A 12535-nucleotide genomic window follows, 5' to 3' on the forward strand; every position below is an offset into this window, starting at 1 on the left:
AGGTTTTTTTATGTCTTGATTTTTATAATATTTTTGGAGAAATCTCATGTTTACAGTAAATAATTCATATTTTAGCAACGGTTATTGGTTTTACTTTAGTCAGTCTATGTCTAAAGCCTTGAAGTCCCAAAGTCCCATAACGCTCAGATAAAAGATCGGACTGTTTATACGTACAGTCCAAAGGAATAGAACCAATGAATGCGCTAAATACAGCTTTACAACAAACTCAAAATTCAGAAATTCAGAAATCTACACGGCCAAAAGAAACGCTTTTGAGCTTGCCACATCAACTGAAACAACAATTACCTTTATCAGTTCATGCTGCAGAACAAATTGCTGCACATCGTGCAACTATTCAAAATATTTTGACAGGTCTAGACCCGCGTCTAATGATTATTACAGGTCCATGTTCAATCCATGATCCGATTGCTGCGTTGGAATATGCTGAAAAATTAAAACAATTACAGGCACAGGTTTCAGATCAAATTTTTCTTGTGATGCGCGCATACATTGAGAAACCACGTACTACAGTGGGCTGGAAAGGCTATATGTATGACCCAAGTTTAGATGGATCATCTAATATGCAGTTGGGCTTAGAAAAATCACGTGAGCTGTACTTACAAATTATTGAAATGGGTTTGCCAATTGCCTCTGAAATTTTAAGCCCAATGGCGACGGGTTATTTTGATGACCTTTTGGCTTGGGGTGCAATCGGTGCGCGTACCAGCGAATCACAAATTCATCGTGAAATCTCGAGTCATATGCCATACAGTATTGGTTTCAAAAACGGAACAGATGGCTCAATCCAAATTGCTTTAGATGCCATTGAATCTGCTTCGCATCCACACCAGTTTTTAGGTATGAGTCAAGCCGGCCTACCGTGTATTTTAGAATCCGTTGGCAACCCGCAAGCACATTTGATTTTACGTGGTTCTAATACAGGTCCAAATTATAGTTTGGCTGAAATAGACAAAATTCGCAGTAAAGCAAAAGGCGATTTACCAGCTTTAGTGATCGATTGTAGTCATGGTAATAGCCATAAAGATCCAATGAAGCAACCTGAAGTATTACGTACAATTGTGGCGGAGCGTGAGCATACCCAAGTGCGTGGTGTGATGTTAGAAAGTCATTTAGTGGATGGTAATCAAAAAATTAGTTGTGACATGACTTATGGTCAATCTGTAACAGATGGATGCTTAGGTTGGGACAAAACCATTGATTTAATTCAACAGGTTGCGAATGAACTTCGTGCATCACAAATCAAACGTAGTGCTTAACAATCCAGAGCATACTCAGTCTGAATTGATTTAGCCCAAAGCCTTAGAATATTGATTGTTCTAAGGCTTTTATTTTGAAATTTACTTTATTGTAAACTGTGACGTAAAAATTGAAATATGGCCTATATATTTAAAATATATACTGATAATTCAGTATTTTATGTTTGAGTGAGTCACACTTTTTATGCACAATAATGTCTAAGCCCAATACAGCGCCAGAAATAATGAAAATCTGTACTTGGGTGTTTGAAATTTTATATTGGGGAAGTTGATGTACACTGCTGAATTGCTGGAAGAAGCACGCCGTTTTATGTTCCACATGTTAACAAAAGTGGTTGAATATGGTGGTTCTGATTTATTTATTACGGCAGATTTTCCACCAAGTATTAAACATCAAGGCATGATGAAACCCTTTGGGCAGCAAGCCCTTGATGCTGAGAAAACAAAGCTTTTCGCCTATAGTTTGATGAATGAGAAGCAGCGCAAAGAGTTTGAAAAAGAACTAGAATGTAACTTTGCGATTAGTGTGCCAAACGTTTCACGTTTTCGTGTCAATGTATTTCAGCAACAGTTACATGTAGGTATGGTCATTCGTACCATTAGCGCAGAAATTCCAAATTTTGAAAAGCTTAAATTACCGGCTTCGCTTAAGCACGTGATTATGGAAAAACGTGGTTTGGTTTTAGTGGTTGGCGGTACAGGTTCGGGGAAATCAACCTCTTTAGCGGCGCTGATTGATTATCGAAATGAAAATAGTGCAGGCCATATCATCACTGTTGAAGACCCAGTGGAATATGTTCATAAACATAAAAAATCTATGATTACGCATCGTGAAGTTGGTGTAGATAGTCATTCGTGGCATAACGCCTTAAAAAATACACTACGACAAGCGCCAGATGTGATTTTAATCGGTGAAATTCGTGACACCGAGACGATGGAACATGCGATTGCCTTTGCTGAAACAGGGCATTTATGTTTAGGTACGCTACATGCAAATAATGCCAATCAAACCCTAGATCGAATCATTAACTTTTTCCCAGAAGAGCGAAGAAATCAATTGCTTATGGATTTATCGAGCAATATGAAAGCGATTGTTTCGCAGCGTTTAATCCGGACTGAAGATGGTAAAGGACGCCGTGCAGCCGTTGAAATTATGTTAAACACGCCGCTTATTTCAGATTTGATTTTGAAAGGTGAGTTTCATGAATTAAAAGCGATCATGGCAAAATCTCGTGAACTTGGGATGCAAACTTTCGACCAAGCTTTATTTGATTTATATAATGACGGCGCAATTTCTTATGAAGAAGCCTTAAGAAATGCTGATTCAACCAATGAACTACGTTTGCAAATTAAACTGAAAAGTTCACGTGCAAATGGTACTTCAGCGGCTGCGCAATCGTTTAGTATGGTTGAAGAAAAGAAAGAAGAACCTGAAAGTACCGAAGTTTCGGAAGAAATATAAGCTGCATATTCATGCAAATGGTATATAAGCCAATTCAGCCATCATATTGAAATAAAAAAATCAGCCTGAGGGCTGATTTTTTAGATATTAGAAATATTTACAGGCCAGCTTCATATTGTTCGCTGGTCAATAAAGCATCTACATCAGCCATATTGTCTGGTTTAATTTTATAAATCCAGCCTTTGCTATAAGGCGCATCGTTTACAAAATCTGGATCATCTTCAAGGTCTGGATTGACTTCAACAACCACACCAGAAACCGGAGCATGAATATCAGAAGCGGTTTTTACCGACTCAACCACACCCGCTTGTTCGCCAGCAGTGATATGTTGACCAACATCTGGTGCTTCAACATAAACTAAATCACCCAATGCGTCTTGTGCATGATCAGAAATGCCTGTAACAACAAGGTCACCTTCAATTCGCACCCATTCATGTGTACTTGCGTACTTTAAATCTGAAGGATGATTCATTGATAACTCCTTAAATCCATTAAATTCATTTTTGGCATGAGTTATACATGCTTTTTACTTAAAACAAAAGACTTATAAGTACGGATCTTTACGCCAATTGCTTGGGCTACGACCACTCCAACGCTTAAAAGCACGGCTAAAATTGGCGACATCGCTATAGCCCAATTCATCAGCAATTTGCTCTAAGGTAAAATCAGTTCGTGACAGGAGCGAAGTAGCATGACGGTAGCGAACTTCGTCAACCAATGTTGAAAATGAAGTCCCTTCGGCAGCAAGTTGGCGTTTAAGGGTTCGATCGGACATGTGTAGCCGTTCAGCAACACTTTCGATACTTAGATAGTGCTGTTCGGAGTTGGTTAAAATGTCACGAACGCGCATGGCAATACGGTGACGTTCGCCCAAAGCTGAGAGTTCAGCTTCACATTGGTTAATCGCAATTTGACTGGCAATCGGGTCTGCATGGACCAATTTATTGGTTAAATATTGCTTATCAAAACTAAGTAAGAGATGTGGCTGATCAAATCTAAATTGGTGGCGTGGATATTTTGCAATAAACCGCTCAAAACCTTCAGGTTGAGGAAAATCAAAATCAATTTCACCAGCAGAATAATCCACACCGGTAATTGCTTTGCCCATGCTGATCATGCCAAAAATTAAGGCAATTGAAATCTCAGTACGTAAAGGCTCAATCGTCACGTCGGTTTGTAGTTGAACAGTCGCTTTGGTTCCAAATGTCGAGAAAAAAAGCTGTAAAAAGGGCATGCGTAACTGAATAAAACGGTTTGCCAAGACTAAGGCATCGGTTATGTCCTTCGCCGTCATGATGGCATAGCCAATAAAACCATGAATTGAGATGCGCATTTGGTTGCCCAAATGAAAACCTAGAGTTGGCTCACCAGTTAATCGTAGTGCGTGCTCTACCAATTGATTGGCGATGGGTGTTGGAATACGGAAATCTGGTTCAGCCAATTGTTCGCTGTTTAATCCGAAGGGACTAAATAATGTCTCTGCAGTGTAGCCCCATCGAGAGACCACATCTAATAGGAGCAATCCATATACTCCGGGAATACCCTGATCCTGACGGGAATTAATTGTTTTCATAGCGTTCCGTTGCAATGCGGGTTTTTCTTCTGTTCAAGCTTATATTGGCATGATTCTGTGTTGTATCCCACAAAAATTGTTGGACAAACTGACTAGGCTCAATTATTTATAGCGGCCTACCTTAGCGTTGTAAAGTAGGCCGTTAAGGATTAATTCGATTTAAAATCTTTGGAAAAGACCACAATTTTGGTCGTAGACATATAAAGAACGTCATTGTGCTGATTGAGCGCTTGAGTAACATAGGTCACAATGCCGCGGTCTGTCTTACTTTTCGACGGAGTAATTGCAGATATTTCAACTTCTACACGAATTTTATCCCCCGGACGTGTTGGGCGCGGCCAACGCAGACTTGATTCAGAGCCAATTAAGCCATAAGCCACAGGGAAACATTCAGTCCATAAGCGCATTGTTACAGCAGCAGTATGCCAACCACTTGCCGCTAGCCCTTGAAAGATCGGGTGCTGTTGGGCTTTGACTTCATCTGTATGAAATTCCTGAGGATCATAAGCGTTGGCAAATTTTTTTATTTCTTCAACAGTCATTTCATATTCACGACTGCTAAAGTGATCACCAACTTTAAGGTCTTCCAGATACAGCATTTTCATCTTCCTTTGATTCTACTTTATGTTGTTCTATTAAAAATCCACCGGTTTGACGCTGCCACAAGTGTGCATAAATACCATTCAAAGCGACAAGCTCTTCATGGGTGCCTTGCTCAGCAATACGTCCTTGATCCAAAACAATCAATCGGTCCATTTGCGCAATTGTTGAGAGTCGATGCGCAATGGCAATCACAGTTTTGCCTTGCATCAAATCATCTAAACTCGATTGAATCGCAGCTTCGACTTCTGAATCGAGCGCACTTGTGGCTTCATCTAAAATTAAAATCGGTGCGTCTTTTAAAAATACTCGAGCAATCGCAATACGTTGACGCTGACCACCTGATAATTTTACGCCACGTTCACCGACAAATGCGTCATAGCCACGTTGGCCACGTAAATCGATCAATTGAGGAATGAATTCATCAGCTTTCGCTTTACGCACTGCATCATACATTTCTTCATCTGTTGCATTCGGGCGGCCATATTTAATATTTTCTTCAACCGTGCGATGCAATAACGAGGTGTCTTGGGTCACCAAAGCAATATTTTTTCTTAAGCTATCTTGGGTAATATCTTCTATATTTTGGCCATCAATCGAAATACGACCATGGTTGATATCGTAAAAGTGGAGTAAAAGTTGAATTAATGTCGATTTTCCGGCACCTGAACGCCCGACTATACCGATTTTTTCACCTGGTCGAATGGTTAAATTAAATTGATTGATGACCTTTTTATCATTATAAGCAAAACTGACATCTTCAAATTTAATTTCGCCTTGCTGTACTTTTAAGTCGGTTGCATCAGCTTTGTCTTGAATATGAATTGGGCGGCCCATGGTTTTCATCCCATCTTGAATGGTCCCGACATTTTCAAATAGGGCAGATGTTTGCCACATCATAAACTCGGAAATACTACTGAGTTTTAAAATCATGGCGGTCGCTGCTGCAATGACCCCAAGCTCAGCTTGACCATCCATCCAGAGCCAAACGGCTGTTCCAAGTACGCCACCATATAAAACAATGATCAGCAAATTCGTCGCGATGTTGTATTTTGCAGCAAGTCGCATTTGCTTATACACCGTCACCATAAATTCTTTCATTGAGGCTTTGGCATATTGGCTTTCACGGCCTGCATGGGCAAACAATTTCACCGTTTGAATATTGGTGTAGGCATCGGTGACACGACCAGTCATTACTGCGCGTGCATTGGCTTGTTCATTTGAAATTTTGCTTAATTTTGGGATGAAATAGCATGCAGAACCAATAAATAAAGCCAGCCAAAGTAATAACGGAATAATTAACAGTGGCGATATAGCACCTAAAATCACGGTGATAGAAATCAGGTAAATGAAGACATAGGCCAACATGTCACCAAGAATAATCCAAAACTCACGTACAGCCAGTGAAGTTTGCATAACCTTGGCAGATAAACGGCCTGCAAAATCGTTATGGAAGAAATCTAAACTTTGTTTCAGTAATAAGTTATGAAATCTCCAACGTAGGCGCATTGGAAAGGTACTGTATAAAATCTGATGTTTAATAATCGTTTGAAGGCAAGAAAAGAAGATATTTGCCAATAAAATAAAGCTTAAAATGGTCAGATTCGTCTGGTGCTGCTGTAAAAAGGTTTCAGGTTGAGACTTACTGATCCAATTGACTAATTCGCCAATTTTGGAATAAAGCAGTGCTTCAAAACTCGCTACACCTGCTGTACAGAGTACCAATAACAATAGGTATTTTTTTACACCCGTCGCAGCTTGCCATACAAAGGGGAAAAATTTTGTCGGCAATGGTTTATTCAAGTCCTGTTCAGGATAAGCGTCAACTAAATTTTCAAACCATTTAAGCATGCAGATAACCTGAGAATTTTGCTGTAATTAATCTTTCTTTCTTCAGCTCTGAGTGTAATGGATTCGCTGTTTTTTCTCCATTTTGATTTGTTTATTTACTTAAAAGCTTGGCTGCAAAAGTTCATAGAATTAAAATGTACAACCCGATTACGACCTTGGCGTTTTGCTTCGTATAGAGCAATATCGGCCTGTTTAATTAACTGATCAAGTTTGGCGTGGTCAGGGTCAATTTTGGAAACACCAATGGAGATCGAAAATTTCACCAATTGACCATCCATATGAAATTGATGTTGTTCCATTTTATGTCTTAACCGTTCAGCAATTTTTAATGCATCTTCTGGGACGGTATAAGGCAAAAGTACAATAAATTCTTCACCCCCGAAACGCGCCAATATATCGTAAAAACGCATTTCTTTCCGTGCAATTTCAGCAATTTGGCATAACACTTGATCGCCGACATCATGTCCGTATTGATCATTAATCGTTTTAAAATGATCGACATCAAAAATCAACAGACTGGTACAGACCGTCATCGGGGTTTCTTGGATTTTTTTATTTGCAGCATGTACAAATTGGCGACGATTGCTTAACTGGGTCAATTCATCCGTATGGGCAATTTTGCGCAGGGTATGAAAGTTCCAGTCATCTAGCAGCGCTCTTAGAAACGTTTTACGAGAGTTGAGCGTAGAGTTCCAGCAGATATACATACTGAACAGCAGCACAGGAACGTACACCAATAAAAATATTGTAAAATCACCAAAATCATTAATGCGCCATGCGCCAAAAAGGATCGCTGCCGTGATCATGGCTGAGGTGATGATAGAAGGGCGAAAATGCACATGAATACTTAAATTACCCAATACAATCAAAATAATGGCAGCATATTGATAGCTATGAACCAGTTCATTTTTCGACTGAAGTAATATCTCAAACCAGAGGATTGCAGAAAGGCAAGTCGCTAGTGGTAATATTAAATCGAGCAATTTAATCTGTTTGATATATTTAAACAGAATATAATTCAGACTAAATGCACCAATAATTGCAATGATACGAATGACACCTGAAAGCATTTCTACGTCTGGCAGGACATAGCGATCTGCCCAAAAATAGATTAAAAAAGCCAATTGAGCGAAATAGTTGACCTGCTTTAAATAGTCTTTCTGGTTGTAGTACAAAAATTTGTAATAAGCATTTTTAAACTGTGCCGGAATACGTGCAATCGGGTCGGATAAAGCACGCTCAATACGGACACGATTCTCTAGGTCACATGCTTCTGCCTGTATGAGCGTATGTTTGGCAGAAGTGCGATTCATCGATTCTATGAGTAATTGTGATTCGTTTTTAACTGATTTCCGAGAAGGTTGATTGGGGCCTTCCATGATCAAGTTCCTATTTTAGAAGCGTTTTTATGCAACTGTTAACAAATAGTATCTAAAAATGTCTACATTTGTATAGTATTTGTTCTGATTTTTTAATTATATTTAGTTGTAATTATATTTAGTTGTTTCGGATGAATTATATTTTTAAGGAATCGAGCGATTAGCGCATTTATCTGATTCGCTTTTATTCCTTATATCGCATGATCTAAAGTAATTGCGGAAGTAGAGGGGGGGTAACCGATAGCCCCATGTATATTCAAAAGCCATTGTGACTTTTTAAATTTGCAGAATTTCTTCTTTGAATATACATGGGGAGAGGAAAGTTTAGCTCTTAGCTTTTATCGGCATTTGGTTGAACGAGGGCTTTAAAATCGGCACTAGAAGGGGCTTGATAGATTTTAAGTCCAAACTCGGGTGTGATTGCAATCAGATGGTCAAAGATATCAGATTGAATCGCTTCATAATCTTTCCATGCAATTGTTTTACTAAAAGCATAAATCTCTAAAGGTATGCCTTCACTCGTGGGTTGTAACTGACGCACCAAAATCGTTTGGTGTTGGGCAATGCCTGAATGCTGTTGTAAGTAGAATTCTACATAGGCACGAAAGGTCCCAAGATTGGTTAAACGGCGCTGATTATATTTCGATTGATTTGAAAGTTGCTGATTAAACTGAGCAAGCTCTTCATGCTTATGATCAAGATATTGATCTAGCAATAAAAATTCTTTGAGTTTGTTTTGCTCATCCTGTGTCATGAAATGAATAGAGCTTTGATCAATATAAAGCGAGCGTTTGATACGACGAACACCTGACTGAGCCATACCACGCCAGTTTTTAAAGGTATCAGTCACCAATTTATTGGTTGGAATCGTGGTAAAAGTCTTATCAAAGTTCTGCACGGTTATGGTATGTAATGACATATCAATGACATCGCCATCTGCATTAAGCGACGGCATCTCAATCCAGTCACCAATTCGCACCATATCATAAGAAGAAATTTGTACCGAAGCCACCAGTGACAAAATGGTGTTCTGAAAAACCAACATGAGCACGGCCGCCATAGCACCAAAGCCTGCGAGTAATGTAAATACATCTTTTTTCAGGAAGGTACCTAAAATCATCAGGCCACACACCAAAAAAATGATCAATTTGACCAACTGCAAATAGCCTTTAATCGGTTTGTTTCTAGATTTTGGATTACGTTGGTAAATCAGATTAAAAATATTCAGTAATTCAGAAATTGCCAAAGCAATGGTCAAGAAGATAAAAGCCTGACAAGCCATCTGTACGATTGAAGTAAATTTCACAGATAAATGTGGGACTGTAGTTATGCCATTTAAGATCACAATTGCTGGAACAATGTTAGCAAAGCGTTTAATCACACTATGTTCTGACAAAATTTGACTATGGCTAAAGGCCATTTTAGATACGAGCTTTCGAATACCGCGTACCACAATTTGCTTGGCGATAAAATTTGCAATGATGGCAAAAATAATAATGAGACTGAGCGATGTCAGCATTTCTAACCAAGGGTATTGATCTGACCAATCTTGAATATTTTTAATGAACTGAAATTTTTCCAAAATTATCTTACTCTTATTGAAGTAAATGAAAGGCTTAATGATCAAACTATTGTAATTATGATGATTATATAAGCAATTTTATACTCGTAAACTTTACGGAGTTACGACATGTATAGTCCATAATGTTACTTATTTTGTGCTAAAAATGATTTTTTGAAGGTATAACCTAATTGATGAACTAAAATAAATAAATGTTGAGCTAAAAAAAGCCCCCTAATTAGGAGCTTCATTAGCGATATGAAATGCTTACCACATTAAATCATCAGGAATTACATAAGCTGCATATGGATCTTCTTCATCCGTGGTTTGCTCATTCACTTCAGAATTATTCACAATAATAAAGCCTTCCATTTTCGCATTAATACGGTCGGCTAATTCTTTTGGTAAAAAAGCATAGTTGCTATTTTCCCGTGCAATAACAAGACTGCCAGCAACCAAGGCATTATAAATTTGCTGATTGATATAAAGCTTTTTGATCTTGGCATCATCAATAAATTGATAGGTCGATTCGCCATCGGTATCACGAATTTTATGCTGATTAATCATTTGCATGATTGCAGCTTTTAATTCTTTTTCTTGCAAAACTGCTTTACGGTCTTGCTCTAAAGCATGATCTTTTGCCATTTTTTGCTGCTGATCTTGCTCAATTTTCGCCTTGATTTCAGCATCTTTACTTTCACCAGTACGTTTTTCATGTACGGCTTGTTTTGACAATTTCTTTGCCTTTTTATTATCGACCAGACCTGCTTTAAGCAGTTGCGCCTGTAATGCATTTTTAACCATAATACGTTCCAACTAATCGTGTATATGTCGATAATGAAAATAGATGATCCAATATACTGCGCTCATGACTAAACTGAGTGCGGCAGGAATCAGGAATGCGTTTAATTTTAAATAAGGATAAAGCCAACTGGCAAGTATGCCACCAACGATAAATCCCGCCAAAATTAATAAATGTAAGACCACACGTTTAGACTCAACCGGAAGTCCACGGGCTTTATAACCCAAAGCCAAACCTAAGTCCGTCAAAACACCAGAAAGGTGTGTGGTACGAATAATGGTACCTTTATAGTGGCTAACCATTGCATTTTGTACACCCATAGCCACACATGCCCAAAGCAAAGCGTAACGTGGAAAATAGGGCAATAGTAGCCAACACAGGACAATAAAAAAAGCCACCAAGCTTAATGGGACGCCATAACGTCTGGTTAAGCTAAAGTGACTATTTCCAAGAATAAGCCCACTATAAAATGAGCCAATCACATAACAGAGCAAGACTAAAATCAAATAAATAATCGTAGTTGGCTGCCATGCAATGAAGGCCATGGCTAACATACTGACATTACCGGTCATGTGAGATACTGACTGGTGCAAGATGGTCACCAGTCCAAGTACATTAATCATTCCTGCATTCACTGCGAGGAAAAAAGCACCCAGTTGTATCCAAAGCGGTAAAGTCTGTAAAGGCATGGCCTCGCCTTAAAAAGTATCCAATATCAGGATATTATCTTAAACCACGGTCTACTGCAGCTGTAAATAATACGTCAGTCGAAGAGTTTAAAGCGGTTTCAGTTGAATCTTGAAGTACGCTAATAACCATACCAATGGCTACAACTTGCATCGCGATATCGCTTGAAATACCAAACAGGCCACAAGCCACTGGAATAAGTAATAATGAACCACCAGCAACACCTGAAGCACCACATGCAGAAACGGTAGCAACGACTGATAAAATCAACATTGTGCTGAAATCAACAGAAATGCCCAAAGTATGAACTGCTGCTAGTGTGAGGACTGTAATTGTGACCGATGCACCTGCCATATTGACAGTTGCACCTAAAGGAATCGCTACGCTTGCAGTTGACTCTGGTACACCAAGACGCTTTGCAAGGTCTAAGTTAACTGGAATGTTTGCAGCGGAACTACGTGTAAAGAATGCAGTGATACCACTTTCACGTAAACATTGGAAAACCAATGGGAACGGGTTTGAGCGAGTCATAAATGCCACCATTAGTGGGTTAATGACCAAAGCTACAAAGAACATGGTACCGAGTAATACCGCAAGTAAGTGCGCATAACTAACAAGCGTTTTTAGACCTGAGTCGGCAAATGTAACAGCAACCAAACCGAAGATACCAATAGGTGCAAAGTTAATCACTAAACGGATCACTTTATTCACTGCATCAGCAGCGTCAGATAAAAAGACTTTGGTGTTCTCTGATGCATGACGAAATGCAATACCTAAGGCAACAGCCCAAGCCAAAATACCAATGAAATTTGCTTCAGAAATTGCTGTAACAGGGTTTGCGACAAAACTTAATAATAAGTTTTTCAATATTTCAGCAAGACTGCCTGGCGGCACAAGGTTTTCTGCAGCAACATCAAGAATTAATGTACTAGGGAATAAAAGGCTTGCTACTACTGAACTTAAAGCAGCAAGGAACATACCAATAGCGTACATCAATATAATTGGTTTAATATATGCATTACTGCTACCCACTTTGAAATTTGCAATGGATGACAGCACAAGTACAAAGACCAGTATCGGTGCTACGGATTTCAATGCCTTAATGAATAAATCACCAAGCAAACTTAAATAGGGTGCAACGCCTGGAGCAACAACAGCAACCAATACACCTAAAATAATGGCGATAATAATTCGGGTTACTAAACTCAAGCGTGTAAATGCTGAAAACATAGGAGAGCCTTGTCAGAATTACAATGACAAAATGATGAAAATTAGCCCTGTATTTTATACGAAAATGTCGCATGCTTAAAAAATAATTTAATTTAAAAATAAACCTTTGTTTT

Annotated in this window: 11 protein-coding genes; 2 read left to right on the forward strand and 9 right to left on the reverse strand. The window is 38.8% G+C overall.

The window, feature by feature from the left end; genetic code table 11:
* The first annotated feature begins 194 nt into the window (after window positions 1-194).
* Window positions 195-1277 carry a 3-deoxy-7-phosphoheptulonate synthase gene (locus FTT92_RS09315; protein ID WP_180171963.1) on the forward strand — a complete coding sequence of 361 codons (1083 nt, stop codon included), beginning with the start codon at window positions 195-197 and terminating at the stop codon, window positions 1275-1277.
* Between the two features lie 271 nt (window positions 1278-1548).
* Window positions 1549-2739 carry a PilT/PilU family type 4a pilus ATPase gene (locus FTT92_RS09320; protein WP_180171964.1) on the forward strand — a complete coding sequence of 397 codons (1191 nt, stop codon included), beginning with the start codon at window positions 1549-1551 and terminating at the stop codon, window positions 2737-2739.
* A 97-nt stretch (window positions 2740-2836) separates the two neighbouring features.
* Here FTT92_RS09320 and gcvH read toward each other — a convergent pair whose 3' ends face one another.
* From gcvH to sstT, 9 genes are all read right to left on the reverse strand, one after another.
* On the reverse strand, window positions 2837-3211 hold the full coding sequence (gene gcvH, locus FTT92_RS09325) for a glycine cleavage system protein GcvH (protein ID WP_078193810.1): 375 nt from the start codon (window positions 3209-3211) through the stop codon (window positions 2837-2839).
* A gap of 72 nt (window positions 3212-3283) precedes the next feature.
* Window positions 3284-4312 carry an AraC family transcriptional regulator gene (locus tag FTT92_RS09330; protein WP_078190954.1) on the reverse strand — a complete coding sequence of 343 codons (1029 nt, stop codon included), beginning with the start codon at window positions 4310-4312 and terminating at the stop codon, window positions 3284-3286.
* Between the two features lie 149 nt (window positions 4313-4461).
* On the reverse strand, window positions 4462-4911 hold the full coding sequence (locus FTT92_RS09335) for a MaoC family dehydratase (protein WP_180171965.1): 450 nt from the start codon (window positions 4909-4911) through the stop codon (window positions 4462-4464).
* Complete coding sequence (locus tag FTT92_RS09340) at window positions 4889-6763, reverse strand: ABC transporter ATP-binding protein (RefSeq protein WP_180171966.1); 1875 nt, start codon at window positions 6761-6763, stop codon at window positions 4889-4891. Before FTT92_RS09340 ends, FTT92_RS09335 begins: the two co-directional genes overlap by 23 nt.
* Window positions 6764-6858: 95 nt before the next feature.
* Window positions 6859-8142 (reverse strand): GGDEF domain-containing protein, encoded by a 1284-nt coding sequence (locus FTT92_RS09345; RefSeq protein WP_249682726.1) that lies wholly within the window; start codon window positions 8140-8142, stop codon window positions 6859-6861.
* 331 nt (window positions 8143-8473) lie between these two features.
* A complete protein-coding gene (locus tag FTT92_RS09350; protein ID WP_180171967.1) occupies window positions 8474-9724 on the reverse strand; it encodes a mechanosensitive ion channel family protein in 1251 nt (416 codons plus the stop codon).
* Between the two features lie 246 nt (window positions 9725-9970).
* Window positions 9971-10507 (reverse strand): DUF2058 domain-containing protein, encoded by a 537-nt coding sequence (locus tag FTT92_RS09355; protein ID WP_168377529.1) that lies wholly within the window; start codon window positions 10505-10507, stop codon window positions 9971-9973.
* A 12-nt stretch (window positions 10508-10519) separates the two neighbouring features.
* A complete protein-coding gene (locus FTT92_RS09360; protein ID WP_180107101.1) occupies window positions 10520-11194 on the reverse strand; it encodes a YoaK family protein in 675 nt (224 codons plus the stop codon).
* A 34-nt stretch (window positions 11195-11228) separates the two neighbouring features.
* Window positions 11229-12422, reverse strand: a complete 1194-nt coding sequence (gene sstT, locus FTT92_RS09365) for a serine/threonine transporter SstT (RefSeq protein ID WP_078193803.1) — start codon at window positions 12420-12422, stop codon at window positions 11229-11231.
* Window positions 12423-12535 lie beyond the last annotated feature (113 nt).

Source organism: Acinetobacter sp. YH12023 (assembly GCF_013420135.1).
In the GTDB taxonomy this organism is placed as follows: Bacteria; Pseudomonadota; Gammaproteobacteria; order Pseudomonadales; family Moraxellaceae; genus Acinetobacter; species Acinetobacter amyesii.